Source organism: Pseudomonas paraversuta (genome assembly GCF_904063065.1).
Lineage (GTDB): Bacteria > Pseudomonadota > Gammaproteobacteria > Pseudomonadales > Pseudomonadaceae > Aquipseudomonas > Aquipseudomonas paraversuta.
This window is the reverse complement of record NZ_CAJFCL010000001.1, coordinates 649,885-670,094: the sequence shown is the minus strand read 5'-3', so window position 1 is coordinate 670,094 and position 20,210 is coordinate 649,885. Positions and strand designations below refer to the sequence as shown.

Below are 20,210 nucleotides of genomic sequence, written 5' to 3'. Positions count from 1 at the left end.
GCGGCAGCCAGGGGTCATCGAGTATTTTCGATGACCCTTTTTTCGTCTGTTTGCGTGGTAAAGCCAAACGTCAGCAGGGCACTTTCAACGGTGCTCATGTGCTGTAAGCACAGTTGCCACGGTGCGGAAACCGCATCGGCCAGCTGATCTTTGGACACCGCCACCAACTCTGGCCGCTCATCATCCCTGGCGATGGATGCACATCCTGCGGCGACGTTGCTCAGCCGTTCATGCAGTGAGGCCGGTGGTGGCCCTTGCTCCTTGCGCAAGGCATCGGCAAAGGCTTCGGCGAACAGCAGGGAGCTGGCGTACAGGCGCACGGCGTGACGTTCGTAACGCCCGGCAATGTCCTTTACCTCACGGGATACAAAGCGCCCGCGCAGCGTCCAGCGCGCGGTGTTGCGAGCCATGCTGATACCGTTTTCCAGGGCAATCAGGCTGTCGTGAGCGCGAGAGAAGATCTGCACCGCACTTTGAGCCTTGGCCGCGTCCTTTGCTTCGAGGGCCTGAAGACTTTTGCTGAAGCCCGAGGCGAGTTTTTCCAGCAGGTCTTTTGCCGAGCTATCAATGATTCCGATGGGGTTGGGCGTAAGCAATATCTGGCTGAAGATCAAGCCCACGGACGCCCCGACCACCACATCCAGCATGCGCACAAAGCCTGCGCTTTCAGGGCCGACGGCCAGCATCAATACTGCAGAGACCCCGGCTTGAATCGGCACCACGGGGCCCTGGCCGTAAAGGGCTGCAATGGCGATAGCAAAGAACGTGGCAAAGCCGATTCGCAGCAAGGGGTAGGAGTCCGGCAGCCACAAGGCGGCCTCGCCCACGATAATCCCTGTGGCTACCCCCAGCATCAAACCCAAGGCTTGCTTGCCATGGCTGGGCAGGCCGGGGGCCAGGCAGACGACGGCGCTGATGGCGGCAAACACCGGGTGCACATGGCCAAAGAAATATTTGGCGAGAATCCAGGCCAGTGCAGCCGCGATGGCCGATGCCAGAGCGTCGCGCCAACCTGAGGCCCAACGTGTTTTGACTTTGTCTGCAATGGAGTCTGCATAGTTACTGAGGGATTTGGCACTGGGGATCATCGATGCTCCCGATCTTGGTGAAGGATGGCATTAACCATAGACCCTTACTGCCCGGCAGAGTGCGGGAGGGCGCCTGAACAAACCCGGGACCAAAAAAAACCGCGCCTGGGCGCGGTTTTTTTATACGTGTGGTGTTTTACACGTTGAAGCGGAAGTGCAATACGTCGCCGTCTTTAACGATGTATTCCTTGCCTTCCAGACGCCATTTACCGGCTTCTTTCGCACCGGCTTCACCGTTGAACTTGATGAAGTCGTCGTAGGCGATGACTTCGGCACGGATGAAGCCTTTTTCGAAGTCGGTATGGATCACGCCGGCAGCCTGCGGAGCGGTAGCGCCCACTTTCACGGTCCAGGCGCGTACTTCCTGTACACCGGCAGTGAAGTAGGTTTGCAGGTTAAGCATTTCGTAACCGGCACGGATCACGCGGTTCAGGCCCGGCTCTTCAAGACCCAGGGCTTCAAGGAACATGTCCTTTTCTTCGCCGTCATCGAGCTCGGCAATCTCGGCTTCGATCTTGTTGCAGACCGGAACCACGATCGCGCCTTCTTCTTCGGCAATGGCCAGCACTACGTCGAGCAACGGGTTGTTTTCGAAGCCGTCTTCAGCCACGTTGGCGATGTACATCACCGGCTTGGTGGTCAGAAGGTGGAAGCCTTTGATGATTTGTTTCTCATCGGCGTCCATGTTCTTGATCAGGCTGCGTGCCGGCTTGCCCAGGGTGAAGTGGGCAATCAGCTGCTCCAGCAGGGCTTTTTGAGCGACTGCGTCCTTGTCACCGCCTTTGGCGTTGCGCGCGACTTTCTGCAGTTGCTTTTCGCAGCTGTCGAGGTCGGCGAAGATCAGCTCAAGGTCGATGATTTCGATGTCGCGCTTGGGGTCAACGCTGTTGGAAACGTGGATCACGTTTTCGTCTTCAAAACAGCGGACTACGTGAGCGATGGCATCGGTTTCACGGATGTTGGCCAAAAACTTGTTGCCCAGGCCTTCGCCTTTCGACGCGCCGGCCACCAGGCCTGCGATATCGACGAACTCCATGGTGGTGGGCAGTACGCGCTGGGGTTTGACGATGGCAGCCAGTGCCTCCAGGCGTGGGTCGGGCATCGGCACGATACCGGTGTTCGGTTCGATCGTGCAGAAGGGGAAGTTCTCGGCCGCAATACCAGACTTGGTCAGGGCGTTGAACAGGGTGGACTTGCCGACGTTAGGCAAGCCGACGATGCCGCAGTTAAATCCCATGGTGTTTCCCCTCGGATAAAGAGTCAGGCCTTCTGGCTGTGCAGGTTTTTCATCGCACGGTTCCATTCCCCGGCGAGGATATCCGGCAGCACGCCGAGGGCAAAATCGATGCTGGCGTCCAGTTTTTCCTGTTCGGCGCGAGGCGCTCGACCCAGAACAAAATTGGACACCATGCTGGCGACGCCTGGGTGGCCAATGCCGAGCCGCAGACGGTAGAAATTATTGTTGTTTCCCAGTTGCGCAATGATGTCGCGCAGTCCGTTATGACCTCCATGGCCGCCGCCCAGTTTGAGCTTGGCAACGCCGGGTGGGAGATCGAGTTCGTCGTGGGCCACCAATATGGATTCAGGCGCAATGCGGTAGAAACCGGCAAGCGCCGCAACGGCCTGGCCGCTTCGGTTCATATAGGTGGTGGGAATCAACAGACGAACATCCTGACCCTGGTGGCTGAAACGCCCGGTCAGGCCAAAATACTTGCGGTCCGCAACGAGGTTGACCCCGTTTGCCGACGCGAGACGCTCAACAAAAAGGGCCCCTGCGTTATGCCGGGTCTGTTCGTATTCGGTGCCTGGATTTCCCAGGCCAACGATCAGTTTTATGGCGGTCACGACAAGGGCCCTTCTATGGAGTTGTGGATAACATCGCCACTGACAGTTAGCGGCGAAAGCGGACAAAAAAGCGGGTTTACATGAGTAAACTTCGCGATCTTGTCCGCTTTACTCGCTGCGTGTTAGCTCGCGATGTTTCTCATAACTCCAACGACAGAGTAATGAATTACTCTGCGTCTGCTTCTGGTGCAACGCGTGGCGCGTGAACGTTGGCTACTGCCAGGTCGTTACCGTGAGCCAGAGCTACGAACTCAACGCCTTTAGGGGCGGTGATGTCAGACAGGTGAATGATCGAGCCGACTTCGGCGTTAGCCAGGTCAACTTCGATGAATTCAGGCAGGTCTTTTGGCAGGCAGCTAACTTCGATTTCAGCAACAACGTGCGAGATCTCGCCGCCTTTCTTGATCGGAGCAGCTTCACCGATGAAGTGAACCGGTACGATTGCAGTCAGCTTCTGACCAGCAATAACGCGTACGAAGTCAGCGTGCATCACGTGGCCTTTAGCCGGGTGACGCTGCAGAGCTTTGATGATTACGTTTTGCTTGACGCCGCCAACGGTCAGTTCGATAACGTGGCTGTAAGCAGCTTCGTTTTCGAGCAGTTTGGCAACTTCTTTAGCCAGCATGCTGATGGATTCAGGGGCTTTTTCACCACCGTAAACTACAGCTGGAACCAGGCTTGCGAGACGACGCAGGCGGCGGCTCGCACCTTTCCCCAGGTCGGAACGCACTTCAGCATTCAGAGTAAAATCGTTCATGTTGTATCTCCAAAATAACCACATCCGGCCTAGCGTTTGCGACCAGCGCTATGGACGGTATGGGCAAAAAAGCCCCGCCCCAACAGGCTGCTGGGGCGGGGCGCTTTTCGTCAGCGGGACGTCAGAGAAGGGCAGGGACCTTATCGGAACATCGCACTGATCGATTCTTCGTTGCTGATGCGGCGAACCGCTTCAGCCACAACCGGTGCGATATCCAGTTGACGGATACGCGTACAGGCTTGTGCGGCAGCGGACAGCGGAATGGTGTTAGTCACCACCAGCTCATCCAGCATGGAATTTTCGATATTCTCAATTGCCCGACCCGACAGCACAGGGTGTGTGCAGTAGGCGAACACTTTGGAAGCGCCATGCTCTTTCAAGGCTTTAGCCGCATGGCACAGAGTGCCGGCGGTATCGACCATGTCATCAACCAAAATACAGGTACGCCCTTCGACATCACCAATGATATGCATCACTTCCGAGTGATTGGCTTTCTCACGGCGTTTGTCGATGATACCCAGATCGACGCCCAGGGATTTGGCAACAGCACGTGCACGCACGACGCCGCCGATATCCGGGGACACAATCATAAGGTTTTCAAAGCGCTGATCTTCGATGTCATCCACCAGAACTGGGGAGCCATAGATGTTATCTACAGGAATATCGAAGAAACCCTGAATCTGGTCAGCATGCAAATCAACCGTGAGAACACGATCGATGCCGACTACGGTAAGCATGTCAGCGACAACTTTTGCGCTGATAGCCACACGTGCGGAACGCGGACGGCGATCCTGACGGGCATAACCAAAGTAAGGAATAACAGCAGTAATACGAGTAGCTGAGGAGCGGCGGAAGGCATCAGCCATCACGACGAGTTCCATCAGGTTATCGTTGGTCGGAGCACAAGTCGGCTGAATGATGAAAACGTCTTTACCGCGGACATTTTCATTAATCTCAGCGGTAATTTCGCCGTCAGAAAATTTTCCGACAGAGATGTCACCGAGTGGGATATGCAGCTGACGTACGACACGCCGAGCCAGATCGGGGTTAGCGTTCCCCGTAAAGACCATCATCTTGGACACGCGCAGTACCTGAAGGCTGAGGGTAACCTGGATGAGTATAAGAAATGGCAGGGGCGGCTGGATTCGAACCAACGCATGGCAGGATCAAAACCTGCTGCCTTACCGCTTGGCGACGCCCCTGTATCTGTTGCTACGAGTACCGTGTACCCGTTTCCTTTGCCAGATCTTGTAGCTTGCGATGCAACATCGAAACGTTGCTTCCTTTTGCTACAAACCCTGTAAGGGTGTCTGTCAGAAGGTGCAGCACTTTATCAGCATCTGCTTCGTTTGGGAAGGCCCCAAATATACAACTTCCAGTTCCAGTTAATTTTGCTTCGGTATATTTACCTAACAAATTCAAAGCGTTACGTACTTCTGGATAACGCTCCTTAACTACTGCTTCGCAGTCGTTTCGGCTGTTTCCCTTGGGAACGGGGCGCACTTTAATGGGCAAAGAGTCACGTGTCAACAAAGGATCTGAAAATATTTCTGCAGTACTTACAGATACTTGCGGGACAAGTACTAAATACCAGGGTTCTTCCGGATCAACTGGTGTAAGAATTTCGCCAACACCTTCAGCGAAAGCGGCGTGGCCGCGTACGAAAACCGGGACGTCAGCCCCCAGGCTCAGGCCCAGTGCTGCAAGTCGATCGAGGCTCCAGTCCAGTTGCCAAAGATGATTGAGTCCCAGCAACGTGGTTGCCGCATTCGAACTGCCGCCTCCGATGCCGCCGCCCATGGGCAAGACTTTTTTGATCCGGATGTCTATTCCCAGGGAGCAGCCGGATTGTTCCTGAAGTTTTTTTGCCGCCTTCACGATCAGGTTTGCATCGTGCGGGACTCCGGGAAAATCGGTGTGCAGGCAGATAACGCCATCATCACGTACTGAAAACGTCATTTCATCGCCGTAGTCGAGGAATTGAAACAGCGTTTGCAGTTCGTGATAGCCATCTTCGCGACGGCCGAGAATGTGCAGCATCAAATTCAGTTTCGCCGGGGAGGGCAAAACCAGAGCATCTTTTTGCATGTCATTGACCTAACTGACGGGGTTGCCAATCTTTAACCACTAGGGTGACGTCCAGATCCGGGCCATGCAGCTTGACCCGCTCGGGCAGCCAGAAGCCGTTCTGTTCGACGTAGCTTAAATATTCGATTTTCCAGCCATCCTGCTCCAGATTCGCCAGGCGGCTATCGGCATTCAGGGTCACGCGACTTTTGCTGTCGGGTGCTGGCAAGCCGCGCACCCACCACACCAGATGTGATACCGGCAGGCTCCAGCCCAACTGTTCGCCCAGCAATTCTTCGGGCGAAGTCGCTTCATAGCGGCCCTGATTGGCGACTTCCAGACTGACCTTTCCGGGACGACCGGTCAGGCGGGCAGCGCCCCGGCCCAGCGGGCCCGACAGGCGAATATCGTAATAGTCCTGACGTTGCAGCCAGAACAGCGTGGCGCTGCCTGAATCCTTTGGTGCGCGAATTCCGACCTTGCCGTTGATTTGCCAGCCGTCGAGTTGGGTCAGTTGCTGTTTATGTTCTGACCACAGGGCCGGGCTGCCGTGGCCCTCAACCGATTCACGGGCGCCAAAACCCGCACAGCCGGCGAGGAGGGCAATCAGGCCAAAGACAATCAGGTGACGCAGATGACGAAATAACATGGTTTAAAGACTCTCCGATCCGGTCAGGCGCAACACGGTCTTGCGCAGGATTGGGCTTTCAGGATTTTCTTTAAGGAACTTGCTCCAGATCTGCTTGGCCTCGCGCTGTTTGCCATTGGCCCACAGAACTTCGCCCAGATGCGCAGCCACTTCCTGGTCCGGGAAGCGTTCGAGGGCCTGGCGCAGCAAACGTTCCGCCTCATCCAGATTACCCAGGCGGAAATTGACCCAGCCCAGGCTATCGAGCACGGCCGGGTCGTCCGGGTTCAAGTCGTAAGCTTGCTGGATCAGCACTTTGGCTTCGGCATAGCGGGTGGTTCGATCTGAAAGGGTATAACCCAGCGCGTTCAATGCCATGGCATTGTCGGGTTCGCGCTGGATGATTGCGCGCAGATCGCGCTCCATCTGTTGCAGATCGTTGCGCTTCTCGGCCAGCATGGCGCGTGAATACAGCAGGTTCAGATCATCGGGATACTGTTTGAGTGCCTGCTGCAGGACATTCCAGGCCCGATCGGTCTGATTGTTCGCGGCCAGGGTCTCTGCTTCTATCAAGTACAGCTGGATGGCGTAGTCCGGCTGCGCATCGCGGGCGGCGGCCAGTTTTTTCGAGGCTTCATCTGCGCGGCCGTGGCTGACAAGAATATCGGCCTGACGCAGTTGCGCGGGCAAATAGTCATTGCCGGCACCTACCAGGGCATATTCGGCGAGAGCGCCCTGTGGGTCATTGCGCTCTTCGGCAATGCGACCCAGGTTCAAGTGCGCAGAGTCGACATGACTGTCGCGCTCGATCAACTCTTCCAGATAGCCCTGGGCTTCATCCCAGTTTTTACCTTCGAGGGAAATCAGCGCCAGCGAGAAGCGCAGCTCATCGTCTTCAGGGTACTGCTCTGCGAGGCTGGCGAACTGCGTTTTGGCCTCGGCCATGCGGTTCTGTTCAATCAGGGTGCGCGCGTATGTAAGCCCCAAACGTTTGTCATCGGGGTACTGGCGAATGCTTTTTTTCAGCAGCGGCAGGGCTTCATCACCGCGATTGAGGCTTTGCAGCAAACGAGCCCGCAGCAACACCGGGGCGACTTCGCCATCCTGGGGCGGATTCTTTTCCAGCAACTTGAGGGCGCCTTCAGTGTCACCGTCCTGTTGCATCAGCAAGGCCTTGCCGAAAATCAGCTGGCCGTTGTCCGGGTGCTTGACCAGCAGGCGATCAAAGCTTTTCTGCAGGCCGGCACGGGTATCGGCATCTGTTTCTGAAGCCGACAGGGCCAAAAAGTCGAAGTGAGTATCGCCTTTGGCCTGCAGGACTTTCTCCATGTACACCATGGCGTCGTCATAACGACCATTGCGCGCCAGCTGAATGGCAGCCGCACGTTGTGCCTCAAGATCGTCCGGCGCGTTTTTAGCCCAGATCAGCGATGTATCGAGAGCGGCCTGATCGGCGCCCAGGTACTCGGCAATTCGCAAGGCGCGCTCGGCAATGCCGGGATCTTGCGTATTGATCGCCTGGGTGACGTAGTTGTCGAGAGCGATATCCAGACGATTACGTTGGCCGGCCAGCTCCGCGCTCAGCAGGCTGTACAGCGTTTCTTCGCTGAACGAGCCATAAACCGTGGGTTTTTCCGGAGTGGAAGTAGCCTCTTCAGCCGGCGATGAATCATCCGGTGACGTGGGGGCCAAAGCCTGGCAGCCACTAAGAAGGACGAGAGAGAGGAGCAACGCGGAGGATCTATTCATATAGGAGAAGGGCGACTTACCTGCGGTCCGGGCATCATGACACATGCGACAGGGCAAACCCTAACAGGTGCGACTATCGAATATCTGGGTCAATGGATGTTTGATAATTGGGCTTCAAGAGAACTTAACTATAGAGACAATAGTCAGCAATGGTTGTTCTGAATCTGGCGAAGTAGGACAATTGTCGGCTTCTCGTCATCATCAGCGATCTTGAATGGCCTTCCTCGCACTCGGTATTAACCACAAGACTGCTTCAGTAGACGTCCGCGAGCGCGTGGCTTTTACTCCAGAGCAGTTGGTTGAGGCCTTGCAGCAACTCTGCCGACACACCGACAGCCGCGAAGCTGCGATCCTCTCCACCTGCAATCGCAGCGAGCTATATATAGAACAGGACCACCTTTCGGCAGACTCGGTGCTGAAGTGGCTGGCCGACTATCACCATCTGAGCCTCGAAGAATTACGTGCCTGTGCCTATGTCCATGAAGACGATGCTGCCGTTCGTCACATGATGCGTGTGGCTTCAGGCCTGGACTCGCTGGTGTTGGGCGAACCACAAATTCTCGGCCAGATGAAATCGGCCTATGCCGTGGCGCGTGAGGCGGGCACGGTCGGGCCTTTGTTGGGGCGGCTGTTTCAAGCGACCTTCAACTCGGCCAAGCAAGTGCGCACCGACACCGCCATCGGTGAAAACCCGGTTTCGGTGGCGTTTGCCGCCGTGAGCCTGGCCAAGCAGATTTTCAGCGACCTGCAGCGCAGTCAGGCCCTGCTGATCGGCGCCGGCGAGACCATTACCCTGGTCGCCCGTCACCTGCATGAGCTGGGGGTAAAACGCATAGTCGTGGCCAACCGTACACTGGAGCGTGCCAGTACTCTGGCCGAACAGTTCGGGGCGCACGCGGTGTTGCTGTCGGACATTCCCCAGGAGCTGGTGCACAGCGATATCGTGATCAGCTCCACCGCCAGCCAATTGCCGATTCTGGGCAAAGGCGCGGTGGAAAGCGCTTTGAAACTGCGCAAGCACAAACCCATTTTCATGGTGGATATCGCCGTCCCCCGGGATATCGAGCCAGAAGTCGGCGAGTTGGACGACGTTTACCTCTACACCGTCGATGACTTGCACGAAGTGGTCGCGGAAAACCTCAAGAGTCGCCAGGGCGCAGCCCAGGCAGCGGAAGCGCTGGTCAGCATTGGTGCTGAAGACTTCATGGTGCGTTTGCGTGAGCTGGCGGCAGTGGATGTGCTCAAAGCCTATCGCCAGCAAAGCGAGCGCCTGCGTGACGAAGAACTGCAAAAGGCCCAGCGGATGCTCGCCAACGGCAGCAATCCCGAAGACGTGCTGGTACAACTGGCACGCGGCCTGACCAATAAATTGCTGCACGCACCCAGCGTGCAGCTGAAAAAGCTTTCCGCCGAAGGCCGCCTCGATGCGCTGGCCATGGCCCAAGAACTTTTTGCCCTCGGTGAGGGCTCATCGGATAGCTCTGCGGATAAAAAATAGTAATGAAAGCGTCACTGCTGAATAAGCTGGACATCCTCCAGGACCGTTTTGAAGAACTGACCGCGTTGCTTGGCGATGGCGAAGTCATCTCTGATCAGACCAAATTCCGTGCCTATTCCAAGGAATACGCGGAAGTAGAGCCCATTGTTGCAACCTACGGGCAGTGGCTGAAGGTACAGGCCGACCTTGAGGGCGCCCAGGCGTTGCTCAAGGATAACGACCCGGACATGCGCGAAATGGCGGTTGAAGAAGTCCGCGAAGCCAAAGAACGGCTGCTCGAGCTGGAACAAGACCTGCAACGCATGCTGTTGCCAAAAGACCCGAACGACGGGCGCAACGTATTCCTTGAGATTCGCGCCGGAACCGGCGGCGATGAAGCGGCCATTTTTGCCGGTGACCTGTTCCGCATGTACTCGCGTTACGCTGAGCGTCGTGGCTGGAAGCTGGAAATTCTGTCGGAAAACAGCGGCGAGCATGGCGGCTACAAAGAAGTCATTGCCCGGGTTGAAGGCGAGAATGTTTACGGCAAGCTGAAGTTCGAGTCGGGGGTACACCGCGTACAGCGGGTACCGGCGACCGAATCCCAGGGGCGGATTCATACTTCTGCGTGCACCGTGGCGGTACTGCCGGAGCCGGACGAGCAAGAAGCGATCGAGATCAACCCGTCCGACTTGCGCGTCGATACCTATCGCTCTTCGGGCGCGGGTGGTCAGCACGTTAACAAGACCGACTCGGCCATTCGCATCACGCACTTGCCATCGGGCATCGTGGTGGAGTGTCAGGAAGAGCGTTCCCAGCATAAAAACCGGGCGCGGGCGATGTCCTGGCTTTCGGCTAAATTGAATGACCAGCAAACCAGCGCCGCTGCCAATGCGATTGCCAGCGAACGAAAATCCCTGGTGGGCTCGGGGGATCGCTCCGAGCGCATCCGGACTTACAATTTTGCACAAGGGCGGGTCACCGACCACCGTGTCAATCTGACCCTGTATTCCCTGGATGATGTACTGGCTGGCGGTGTTGATGCCGTTATTGAGCCGTTATTAGCGGAATTTCAGGCTGACCAACTGACGGCCCTGGGTGAGTAAATGACCATTATTGCCAGCTTGTTGCGTGCCGCAGAACTGCCAGACTCGCCAACGGCGCGCCTGGATGCGGAGCTGTTACTGGCCGCAGCCCTGGGCAAGTCGCGCAGTTACCTGCACACATGGCCCGAAAAAATTGTCAGCAGCGAATCGGCTTTGACCTTTTCCGGCTACCTGCTGCGTCGTCGTGCCGGTGAGCCTGTTGCCTACATTCTGGGTCAGCAGGGCTTCTGGAAGCTGGACCTTGAAGTTGCGCCCCACACGCTTATTCCCCGTCCTGATACCGAACTGCTGGTCGAAACTGCGCTGGATCTGCTACCCGCCAGCCCCGCCAGGGTTCTGGATTTAGGTACCGGCAGCGGTGCAATTGCCCTGGCCCTGGCCAGTGAACGCCCTGCGTGGCACGTCACTGCGGTCGATCGGGTACTTGAAGCCGTAGCCCTGGCCGAGCGTAACCGTCAGCGCCTACAGCTTGAAAACGTCCATGTACTGACCAGTCACTGGTTCAGTGCGTTGGCTGATCAGCGCTTCGACCTGATTATCAGCAACCCGCCTTATATTGCCGCGGGCGACGTGCACCTGGCCCAGGGCGATGTGCGTTTCGAGCCTGAAAGCGCATTGGTCGCCGGTGTCGATGGTCTGGACGACATTCGCGAAATTATCCAGGCCGCGCCACAACACCTGAATCCAGGGGGCTGGTTGATGCTCGAGCACGGGTACGATCAGGCCGACGCTGTTCGCCAGCTGTTATCGGGTGCAGGTTTTGCACAGGTCGAAAGCCGCAAGGACCTGGGCACCCACGAACGCATCACCCTGGGTCGCCTGCCGTGCTGAGCGATGAGGAACTGTTGCGCTACAGCCGACAGATCCTGCTGCAACAGGTCGATATCGAAGGTCAGCTCAAGCTGAAAAACAGCCGTGTACTGATCGTCGGTGTGGGCGGGCTGGGTTCGCCAGTGGCGCTCTATCTGGCGGCTGCCGGGGTTGGCGAGCTGCACCTGGCCGATTTTGACAGCGTCGACCTGACCAACCTGCAACGCCAGATCATTCATGACAGCGCCAGCATCGGCCAGAGCAAAGTCGATTCGGCCATGCAGCGTCTGGCCGCGATAAACCCGCAAATCAAGCTTGTTGCCCACCGTTCGGCACTGGATGCCGACACGTTGGCAGATGCCGTGTCGCAGGTTGATCTGGTACTCGATTGCTGCGACAACTTCGGCACCCGCGAAGCCGTGAACGCGGCCTGCTTCGTGGCGCGCAAACCACTGGTCAGTGGTGCGGCAATTCGCCTTGAGGGGCAGTTGTCGGTGTTTGACTCCCGCCAGCCGGCGAGCCCTTGCTACCACTGTTTGTATGGTCATGGCAGCGAAGACGAACTGACCTGCAGTGAAGCCGGAGTCATAGGCCCGCTGGTAGGCTTGGTCGGCAGTCTGCAGGCCCTCGAAGCCCTGAAACTGCTGGCCGGCTTTGGTGAGCCGCTGGTGGGGCGTCTGTTGTTGATCGATGCCCTGGGCACGCGGTTTCGCGAACTGCGAGTCAAGCGCGATCCCGGGTGCAGCGTATGCGGTACGGGCCATGAATGAAGCACCGGTAGGTGTTTTCGACTCCGGTGTCGGCGGTCTGTCGGTGCTGCGGGAGATTCATGGTCTGTTGCCCAATGAGTCACTGCTATATGTGGCGGACTGCGGACACATTCCCTACGGCGAAAAAAGTCCTGAATTTATTCGCCAGCGCTGCGCCGTGATGGCGGATTTTTTTCAGCGCCAGGGGGCTAAAGCTCTGGTGCTGGCATGCAACACTGCCACCGTAGCCGGCGTTGCGCAGTTGCGTCAGTCTTACCCCGACTGGCCCATCGTCGGTATGGAACCTGCGGTCAAACCGGCTGCTGCGGCCACACGCAGCGGGGTGGTGGGGGTACTTGCAACCACCGGTACTTTGCAAAGTGCCAAATTTGCCGCCTTGCTTGACCGCTTTGCCAGCGATGTACGGGTGATCACCCAGCCGTGTCCGGGGCTGGTGGAGCTGATTGAAACCGGTGACTTGCTCAGCGACGAGCTGCGAACCCTGTTGCGCGGCTATGTCGAACCGCTGGTGGCGGCGGGTTGCGACACCATTATTCTCGGCTGCACCCATTACCCCTTCCTCAAGCCCTTGCTGAGCCAGATGCTGCCGTCTTCGATCATCCTGATCGACACCGGCGCCGCAGTGGCCCGCCAGCTCAAGCGGTTGTTGAGTGAAAGAAGCCTGCTGGCAGCGGGCCCCGCCCGGCAAACACAGTTCTGGACCAGCGCCTCGCCGGAGCACATGCAAAATATCCTGCCGCTGTTGTGGAATAAATCAGGGAGTGTGCAAAGCTTCGGTTTGTGAAAAAAGTGTGAAAAGGTTCAAGACGGTTGAACTTTCGGGCGGTGACTGGATTCTTAGCGCTTGTCTGATGAGGCACACAACAATGATCTTTGCATACGGAAGCGGGATTTTCTTATGAAGCGATTTTTTTGCCTGGCTGCGCTGGCAGCCACTGTTCTGGGGCATAGCTACACAGCACAAGCGGCCGGTATCGAGTTTGGGGTAGGGCACACCAGTGAATCGACCATGACTTATCGGCTGGGCTTGAAGTCCGATTGGGACAAGAGCTGGCTGCAGAGTGATGTTGGTCGTCTTACAGGTTATTGGGATGGGGCTTACACCTACTGGGAAGGTGACAAGTCATCTGCGAACCACAGCTTGTCGTTCTCGCCTGTATTTGTGTACGAGTTTGCCGGTGAAACGGTCAAACCTTATGTAGAGGCCGGCATCGGGGTCGCAGCGTTTTCCCACACTGAAGTTGAGGGCAACAAGCTGGGGACGGCTTTCCAGTTTGAAGATCGCCTGGGTTTTGGCCTGCGCTTTACCGGTGGGCATGAAGTGGGTATTCGAGCGACTCATTACTCCAATGCCGGGCTATCGAGCACCAACGACGGTATAGAGAGCTACGCCCTGCATTACACAATGCCGCTGTAACGTACGTCTTCCCCGTAGGAGCGAGCTTGTCAGCGCGATATGCCATACCGCAAAAGCTCGCGAGACAAGCTCGCTCCTACAAGGGATCAAACCGCTACCGATAGGCGGTTGTGATGCCTTGACGTTCGTTCAGGCATTCAACATCACCCATCTCGAACTCGCGGCAAATCAGCGGACGCTTTTCGTAGATGGTGCACATCATGGTGTTGCGATCCAGCGCTGCACACCAGCCATCATCGAGGCGCAGCATGACCTCGCCGCCCCAGTCATCGGTGTCGATAAAGCGCTCGGGCACACCGGTGTCGGTGATCAACATCACTTCCAGTTGGCAGCAGCATGCCGCGCACGTCGAACAGGTGACGGCGGGTTCGGTAATTTCGGTCAGGGGGATGTTGGTCATAGGCGCGCAGTGTAAGGCAGAGCAGCTGTCAGGTGTAAAACCGCTGACAAACCGCCATTCATCCCTGTAGGAGCAAGCTCATTCTCGCAGCGGAAGTTGGGCTGTCTGCTTGCCCGCCAGCCATTGCAGCGCCGGGAACAACCCCGCCCATAACACCGCGAGCAAGACCAGGGTCGGCCACAGTCCGAACCCGAATTGCACTGCCCCCAGCCGTTGCCCTGCGTAATACGACAATGGCCCGCCAACCGCGCCCAGCAGCACCGCCCGCCATGCCGGTCGTGCCGTCCATGCCAGGCAATGGTTCAGGGTGGTCGCCAGTAATGCCCAGAGCAGCATCAACCAGAACGGGATCAAAATCCCCTCCTGCCGGAACTCAAAAACCCCGGCATTGAGCAGCAGGCTGTCCACCAGGGTGCCGAGCAAGCAGACGCATATGATCAAGCGCACTTCTGTCCACCGGGCACTTATCCACAGTCCGTTCACCAGTAGTACGCCCGCCGGCAGTAGTAACCACAGGCTATTGCCACCCAGCACACAGGCAAACCAGCCAAGCTGGAACATTCCGGCATTGGCCAGCAGCTTCAGATCAAGCATCAAAGCGCCCGAGCAAGGGTTGCGGCATGGCCCCGGGTTTGGCCAGCAACAATTGCGCGGTGCCGATACTGCGTTCGAGGAAGCCACCTTCGCAGTAGCACAGGTAAAATTCCCACAGACGCAGGAAGTATTCGTCATAGCCCAGCTCGGTCAGACGGCCGTGGGCGCGGCGAAAGTTCTCATGCCACAGGCGCAAGGTTCTGGCGTAGTGCAGGCCAAAGTCCTCCATATGCATCAGGTTCATGTCGGTATCGCGGGTGACGATCTCGAGCATTTTCTGCACGCTGGGCAGTGCGCCGCCGGGGAAGATGTAGCGCTGGATAAAGTCCACGCCGGTTTTGGCTTGCTCGTAACGCTGGTCTCGAATGGTGATGGCTTGCAGCAACATCAACCCCTGGCTCTTGAGCAGGTGCGAACACTGTTTGAAGTAGTTGGGTAAAAAATGATGGCCGACCGCTTCGATCATCTCGATGGACACCAGTTTGTCGTACTGCCCGGTCAGATCGCGGTAATCCTCCAGCAACAAGGTCACCTGATTCTGTAGTCCCAGTGCCTCGATACGCTTATGGGTGTAATCGAATTGTTCCTTCGAGAGTGTGGTGGTGGTCACTTTGCAGTGGTAATGCTGCGCGGCAAAAATTGCCATGCTGCCCCAGCCGGTGCCGATTTCCAGCAAGTGGTCTTCGGGCTTGAGGTCGAGCTTCTGGCAAATGCGTTGCAGCTTATTCAGTTGGGCCTGCTCCAGGCTGTCGTCAGGGCTGAGGAACTGCGCCGCTGAATACATCATGGTGGGGTCGAGAAACTGCTCGAACATCTCATTGCCAAGGTCGTAATGAGCCGCAATGTTTTTTTGCGAGCCTTTGCGGGTATTGCGATTGATCCAGTGCAAGCCCCGTATCAACGGGCGTCCCAGGCTGGCAAGCCCACCCTCCATGGCGTCCAGAACCTTCAGGTTGCTGACCAGTACCCGGACCACTCTGGTCAGGTCGGGCGAGCTCCAGTAGCCGTGGATAAATGCTTCGCCGGCGCCTATGGAACCGTTGCTGGCGATCATCCCCCAGACACCGGGGTCGCTGATGTGCACTTCGCCGATCAGTGTCGCGTTGCTGTCACCGAACAGATGGCGCTCGCCATTTTCAGTCAGCACCAATTGGCCGTGCTGCAGCTGGCTGAGTTGACGCATGACTCCGCGCCGCAGCAGTACGCTGGTCAGATTGTAGGTACTCAATCGTGAGGTTTTGCTCACCAGGCTAGGGCTTTTCATGACGTTTATCCTTGGGTTGCAGGGCGGCAATACGAAAGGCGCCGTCGGCGGCCTGATGGGAAAAGATCGGCGTACGTTTGAGAAACAGGCGCAAGGCTTGCCAGTAAATGGCCAGGCAAGTCTTTGCCGTCATCCATGGAAATTGCCGCAAGTAGCGATGCAAACCTGGACGGTCGAGCGCGCTGCGTTGCAGATTGAGGGTGGCATCGAACATTTTCAGCTCACCTTGCCAATCCGCCATATGCACACCGAGTCGGGCAGCGGGCGGGCTGAAACTCATGCGGTATTCCAGATCGCGGGGCAGAAAAGGCGAGACATGAAATGCCTTGGCCACGGCAAAATGCTGATGGCTGTCACCCAGGGCCGGGAGCACGTAGTGATAGTGCTCGCGCCACGGGGTATTGCTCACTTCGCACAGGATGGCAGCCAGTTGCCCGTCAGCCTCGTAGCAATAAAAGAAACTCACCGGGTTGAAACTCAAGCCCCAGCTGCGGGCCTGAGTCAGTAAGCAGATGGCACCTTGGGGCGTATGCCCGAGGGCCCGGGCGACTTGTTGGCGAACGGCATCCATCAGGCGCATGCCGGTCCTGGTGTAATCCTTCAGGTAATCGGTTTCGCGAAACGAGAAGGGTGCAAAGCGGCTTTTTCCAGCCAGTGGTGACAGCCCCAATACAGCATCCTGCTCGTCCAGGTCGAGATACAACAAGCCGATGCGGTAGCGGAATGCATGGCTGGTCGGCGCAAAACGCCGGTGGGCGATCCAGCCGCTGTACAGGGCGCTGTTCATAGCTGTTGGCCGAATGCTGAGGCGACACGCAAAGCGCTGACCACCCCGTCTTCGTGAAAGCCGTTAGCCCAGTAAGCACCGCAAAAATAGCTGTGCTGCGGCCCCAGCAATTCTTGCCAGCGCCCTTGGGCGGCTACGGCATCGAGGCTGTATTGCGGGTGGGCGTAGGTGTATCGGGCCAACACTTGCAGCGGGTCGATGGCCTCGGTCTGGTTAAGGCTGACGCAGAATGTGGTCTCGCTCTCGATCCCCTGCAGGATGTTCATGGCGTAAGTCACGCTGGCGCGGCGTTGTCCGACATCGCCCAGTCGATAGTTCCAACTGGCCCAGGCCTGTTTTCGCTCAGGTAGCAGTCGGGTATCGGTATGCAGGACCACGTCGTTATCGGCGTAGGGCAGGGCGCCGAGGATTTGCTGTTCGGCGACTGTCGGCCGGGCCAACAGCTTTAAGGCCTGATCGCTATGGCAGGCAAAAATCACTTTGTCGAAGCGCTCGCTGCCTGCCGGGCTGTGGATGAGTACACCCAGGTCGTCGCGTTCAACCGCCGTAACCGGGCAGTTGAGGCGAATGTGTTCGGCAAAACCTGCGCTCAGCGGTTGTACATAGGCGCTCGAGCCACCTTCGATCACTCGCCACTGCGGGCGATTGGTGATGCTCAGTAAGCCGTGGTTCTTGAAGAAGCGGATAAACGCCTGCAGCGGAAATGCCTGCATCTCGGCCAGTGGCATGGACCAGATCGCCGCGCCCATCGGCACAATGTAGTGCTCGATAAACCGGGGGCCATAGCAACGCTGCTGCAGGTAGTCGCCCAGTCGGGTGTCGCTGGCAATGCGCTGTTGTTGCAGGTCGCGTACGGCCTGGCGATTGAAACGCAGGATATCGCGCAACATGCCCCAGAACCCGGGGGACAACAGGTTGCTGCGTTGGGCGAACAAACTGTTGAGGCTGTTGCCGTTGTATTCGAAATTGCGTCGGGGGTCGTGCACCGAGAAGCTCATCTCAGTGGCTTTGGAGCGCACCCCCAGTCGATCGATCAGCTTGATGAAGTTGGGATAGGTCCAGTCGTTGAACACGATGAAGCCGGTATCAATTTTATAGTGACGCCCGCCGATGCCGACATCCACCGTATGGGTATGCCCCCCCACCCAGTCACTGGCCTCGAACACGCGGATATCGTGTTCTTTATGCAGTAAATAGCCACAGGTCAGGCCTGAGATGCCGCTGCCAATGATCGCGATTTTCATGATGGTGTCTCGTCAGAAGTCCGTGCCAGGCGTTTTCCAATCGCCAGTTGCAGGCGTTTTGGCAGGCTCGCCATCAGTTTGAGAGTGGCGATAAATGACCAGGGAAAAGCGATTTCCAGCGGGCGGTTTTCCAGACGCTGGCAAATATGCTGTGCGGCTTTGAGTGCAGGCCAGCGCATGGGCATGGGGAAATCGTTTTTTGCCGTCAGCGGGGTGTCAACGAAGCCGGGGCTGACCAGGGTGACATCCATTCCCTCGTGGGCGAGATCGATGCGCAGTGACTCCAGCAAGTAGCGCAGGCCGGCTTTTGACGCGCCATACGCTTCGGCCCGGGGCAGGGGCCAGAAGGTCACGGAACTGACCACGCCCACCAGGTGCGGGCGGGTGCCTGCACGCAGTAAAGGCAGCGCACTTTCAAGGCAGTAAGCGCTGGCCAGTAAATTGGTGCGCACCACGCGCTCGATCAGGGCTGCGTCGAAGTGCCGGACGTCGACATATTCACAGGAGCCGGCATTCAGAATCACGCAGTCCAGCGCGCCCCAGGTGTGGGCGATACGCTTGCCGATTTCCCGCACTTGCAGGCTGTCGGTCAGGTCGCCGGGCACCAGCAGCACCTGCCCCGGGTAGCGTTCGGATAACGCTTGCAGGGGGGGCAGGGTACGGGCACTCAATGCCAGGCGGGCACCGCTGTTGAGCAGTTGTTCCGCCAGGTGAGCACCAATCCCGCTGCTGGCCCCGGTAAGCCAGATACGCCGTGTCTCAGCCATCGCACACCTCGTAAAGCTGGCGCGACGGCAGATTCTTGAACGCGCTGAGGGCCCGTTCGCGACTGTGTTTCAAGTCGACAATTGGCCGCGGATAATCTGCAACCCCAAACAGGCCGCCGGCAATGGCCGGGTTATGAATCTCTTTTTTATTCAGCGTCGCAAGTTCTGGCAGCCAGTGCTTGATGAAGCGACCTTCGGGGTCGAAGCGCTCGGACTGACTCAAGGGGTTGAAAATTCTGAAGTAGGGCACCGAATCGGTCCCGGTGGATGAGCTCCACTGCCAGCCGCCGTTGTTGGCTGCCAGATCGCCATCAATCAAGTGCTGCATAAAGAAGCGCTCACCCTCGCGCCAGTCGATCAACAGGTTCTTGGTCAGGAACATTGCCACCACCATCCGCAGGCGGTTGTGCATCCAGCCGGTTGCCAGCAGTTGGCGAATGGCCGCGTCGATGATCGGGATACCGGTGCGCCCCTCTTTCCATGCCGCCAGTTCTTGTGGGGCATCACGCCAGGGCAAGAACTCGGTGTCGGCTCTGAATGCGCGATGCCGGGAAACCCGTGGGTAACCCACCAGAATATGTTTATAGAACTCGCGCCAGATCAGTTCGCTGATCCAGGTCGCGCAGCCGACACTGCCGCTTTCAAATTCGCCGTTGTTGCTGAGCAGTGCTGCATGCAGGCATTGGCGGGGTGAGATAACGCCTGCTGCCAGGTAGGGCGAAAGCTGGCTGGTGCCAGGTTTGGCGGGCAAGTCGCGCTCTTCTTTGTAGTAGTGGATTTGCTCGTCGGCGAAGCGTGCCAGGCGCTGCCGGGCTTCGTCTTCCCCGGCCGGCCAGAGTGCGCGCAGGGTTTCGTCGGGCGGCGCAAAGCCGCTAACAGATTGAGCAATCGCATCCCGGGCAATGGTCAGCTGCGCCTGGGGCCGGGGTGTGGCCACTATGGGCGGCAGTCCCGTGTGCAGGCGCTCATAGCAAACCTTGCGGAACTGGCTGAACACCTGAAAGTAGGTCCCGGTTTTGGTCAGCACACTGCCGGGTTGAAACAGCAGTTGGTCGAGGTGACGATGAAAGCCGATGCCCTTGGCGTCGAGGGCACGGGCGACGGCTTGATCGCGCCGGGTTTCATGGATGCCGTATTCATCATTTACATGCACGTCCTCAATGCCCAACTGTTGGCACAGTTCAACCAGCACCGCGGGGGCCTGGTCCCAGGCGGGCGCGCTGCGAATCAGTAACGGGATATTCAGTTGCTCGAGGCTGTCGCTCAGGACGCTCAGATTACGCAGCCAAAAATCGACTTTGCACGGCGCGTCGTCATGGGCCAGCCATTGCTCGGGGCTGATGAGATACACGGCCACAGTGGGGCCGCGTTCAGCTGCGGCGCTCAGGGCGGTGTTGTCGTTTTGGCGCAAGTCGCTGCGCAGCCAGATCAGTTGCATGT

General features: G+C 57.8%; 21 protein-coding genes and 1 tRNA gene. 6 read left to right on the top strand and 16 right to left on the bottom strand.

Going from position 1 to position 20,210, the window contains the following annotated elements; genetic code table 11:
- Positions 1 to 14: 14 nt before the first annotated feature.
- The 9 genes from JQ845_RS03145 to JQ845_RS03105 all read right to left on the bottom strand — a co-directional run bounded on the left by JQ845_RS03145 (position 15) and on the right by JQ845_RS03105 (position 8,134).
- Positions 15 to 1,088 (bottom strand): FUSC family protein, encoded by a 1,074-nt coding sequence (locus JQ845_RS03145; protein WP_003439782.1) that lies wholly within the window; start codon positions 1,086 to 1,088, stop codon positions 15 to 17.
- A 136-nt stretch (positions 1,089 to 1,224) separates the two neighbouring features.
- Positions 1,225 to 2,325 (bottom strand): redox-regulated ATPase YchF, encoded by a 1,101-nt coding sequence (gene ychF / locus JQ845_RS03140; RefSeq protein WP_003439789.1) that lies wholly within the window; start codon positions 2,323 to 2,325, stop codon positions 1,225 to 1,227.
- Between the two features lie 23 nt (positions 2,326 to 2,348).
- Entirely contained in the window at positions 2,349 to 2,933 is a 585-nt protein-coding gene (pth, locus tag JQ845_RS03135; RefSeq protein ID WP_003439790.1) for an aminoacyl-tRNA hydrolase, read from the bottom strand.
- A gap of 166 nt (positions 2,934 to 3,099) precedes the next feature.
- Positions 3,100 to 3,690, bottom strand: coding sequence for a 50S ribosomal protein L25/general stress protein Ctc (locus JQ845_RS03130; protein WP_003439792.1), 591 nt, complete (start codon positions 3,688 to 3,690; stop codon positions 3,100 to 3,102).
- A gap of 140 nt (positions 3,691 to 3,830) precedes the next feature.
- A complete protein-coding gene (locus JQ845_RS03125; protein WP_003439794.1) occupies positions 3,831 to 4,772 on the bottom strand; it encodes a ribose-phosphate pyrophosphokinase in 942 nt (313 codons plus the stop codon).
- 45 nt (positions 4,773 to 4,817) lie between these two features.
- Positions 4,818 to 4,892 (bottom strand) — tRNA-Gln (locus tag JQ845_RS03120).
- Positions 4,893 to 4,902: 10 nt separating this feature from the next.
- A complete protein-coding gene (gene ispE / locus JQ845_RS03115) occupies positions 4,903 to 5,778 on the bottom strand; it encodes a 4-(cytidine 5'-diphospho)-2-C-methyl-D-erythritol kinase (protein ID WP_160628413.1) in 876 nt (291 codons plus the stop codon).
- Position 5,779: 1 nt separating this feature from the next.
- Entirely contained in the window at positions 5,780 to 6,406 is a 627-nt protein-coding gene (gene lolB / locus JQ845_RS03110; protein WP_010657323.1) for a lipoprotein insertase outer membrane protein LolB, read from the bottom strand.
- A gap of 3 nt (positions 6,407 to 6,409) precedes the next feature.
- Complete coding sequence (locus JQ845_RS03105; protein WP_203008205.1) at positions 6,410 to 8,134, bottom strand: tetratricopeptide repeat protein; 1,725 nt, start codon at positions 8,132 to 8,134, stop codon at positions 6,410 to 6,412.
- 214 nt (positions 8,135 to 8,348) lie between these two features.
- Here JQ845_RS03105 and hemA point away from each other — a divergent pair, with 214 nt between their 5' ends.
- The 6 genes from hemA (at position 8,349) to JQ845_RS03075 (ending at position 13,714) form a co-directional block, all read left to right on the top strand.
- Entirely contained in the window at positions 8,349 to 9,632 is a 1,284-nt protein-coding gene (hemA, locus tag JQ845_RS03100) for a glutamyl-tRNA reductase (protein ID WP_003439801.1), read from the top strand.
- 2 nt (positions 9,633 to 9,634) lie between these two features.
- Complete coding sequence (gene prfA / locus JQ845_RS03095; RefSeq protein ID WP_003439803.1) at positions 9,635 to 10,717, top strand: peptide chain release factor 1; 1,083 nt, start codon at positions 9,635 to 9,637, stop codon at positions 10,715 to 10,717.
- The gene (gene prmC, locus JQ845_RS03090; protein WP_003439804.1) at positions 10,718 to 11,548 is read left to right on the top strand and encodes a peptide chain release factor N(5)-glutamine methyltransferase; all 831 of its coding nucleotides are present in this window, start codon (positions 10,718 to 10,720) and stop codon (positions 11,546 to 11,548) included.
- Positions 11,542 to 12,297 carry a molybdopterin-synthase adenylyltransferase MoeB gene (locus JQ845_RS03085; protein WP_003439805.1) on the top strand — a complete coding sequence of 252 codons (756 nt, stop codon included), beginning with the start codon at positions 11,542 to 11,544 and terminating at the stop codon, positions 12,295 to 12,297. Before prmC ends, JQ845_RS03085 begins: the two co-directional genes overlap by 7 nt.
- A complete protein-coding gene (gene murI, locus JQ845_RS03080; RefSeq protein ID WP_127196069.1) occupies positions 12,290 to 13,081 on the top strand; it encodes a glutamate racemase in 792 nt (263 codons plus the stop codon). Before JQ845_RS03085 ends, murI begins: the two co-directional genes overlap by 8 nt.
- A 114-nt stretch (positions 13,082 to 13,195) precedes the next feature.
- Complete coding sequence (locus tag JQ845_RS03075; RefSeq protein WP_003439807.1) at positions 13,196 to 13,714, top strand: acyloxyacyl hydrolase; 519 nt, start codon at positions 13,196 to 13,198, stop codon at positions 13,712 to 13,714.
- A 94-nt stretch (positions 13,715 to 13,808) separates the two neighbouring features.
- Here JQ845_RS03075 and JQ845_RS03070 read toward each other — a convergent pair whose 3' ends face one another.
- The 7 genes from JQ845_RS03070 to phrB form a co-directional block, all read right to left on the bottom strand.
- Entirely contained in the window at positions 13,809 to 14,114 is a 306-nt protein-coding gene (locus JQ845_RS03070; RefSeq protein WP_003439808.1) for a YkgJ family cysteine cluster protein, read from the bottom strand.
- A gap of 78 nt (positions 14,115 to 14,192) precedes the next feature.
- Positions 14,193 to 14,708: a DUF2878 domain-containing protein gene (locus JQ845_RS03065; RefSeq protein ID WP_010656042.1), complete on the bottom strand. Its 516-nt coding sequence runs from the start codon at positions 14,706 to 14,708 to the stop codon at positions 14,193 to 14,195.
- Positions 14,701 to 15,972, bottom strand: a complete 1,272-nt coding sequence (locus JQ845_RS03060) for an SAM-dependent methyltransferase (protein ID WP_203008202.1) — start codon at positions 15,970 to 15,972, stop codon at positions 14,701 to 14,703. Before JQ845_RS03060 ends, JQ845_RS03065 begins: the two co-directional genes overlap by 8 nt.
- The gene (locus JQ845_RS03055; protein WP_003439813.1) at positions 15,959 to 16,759 is read right to left on the bottom strand and encodes a DUF1365 domain-containing protein; all 801 of its coding nucleotides are present in this window, start codon (positions 16,757 to 16,759) and stop codon (positions 15,959 to 15,961) included. The genes JQ845_RS03060 and JQ845_RS03055 overlap by 14 nt, the downstream gene beginning before the upstream one ends.
- Positions 16,756 to 18,003, bottom strand: coding sequence for an NAD(P)/FAD-dependent oxidoreductase (locus tag JQ845_RS03050; RefSeq protein ID WP_203008199.1), 1,248 nt, complete (start codon positions 18,001 to 18,003; stop codon positions 16,756 to 16,758). Before JQ845_RS03050 ends, JQ845_RS03055 begins: the two co-directional genes overlap by 4 nt.
- Positions 18,000 to 18,770, bottom strand: a complete 771-nt coding sequence (locus JQ845_RS03045; protein WP_003439816.1) for an SDR family NAD(P)-dependent oxidoreductase — start codon at positions 18,768 to 18,770, stop codon at positions 18,000 to 18,002. Before JQ845_RS03045 ends, JQ845_RS03050 begins: the two co-directional genes overlap by 4 nt.
- Positions 18,763 to 20,208 (bottom strand): deoxyribodipyrimidine photo-lyase, encoded by a 1,446-nt coding sequence (gene phrB, locus JQ845_RS03040; RefSeq protein WP_003439818.1) that lies wholly within the window; start codon positions 20,206 to 20,208, stop codon positions 18,763 to 18,765. The genes JQ845_RS03045 and phrB overlap by 8 nt, the downstream gene beginning before the upstream one ends.
- Positions 20,209 to 20,210: the final 2 nt, after the last annotated feature.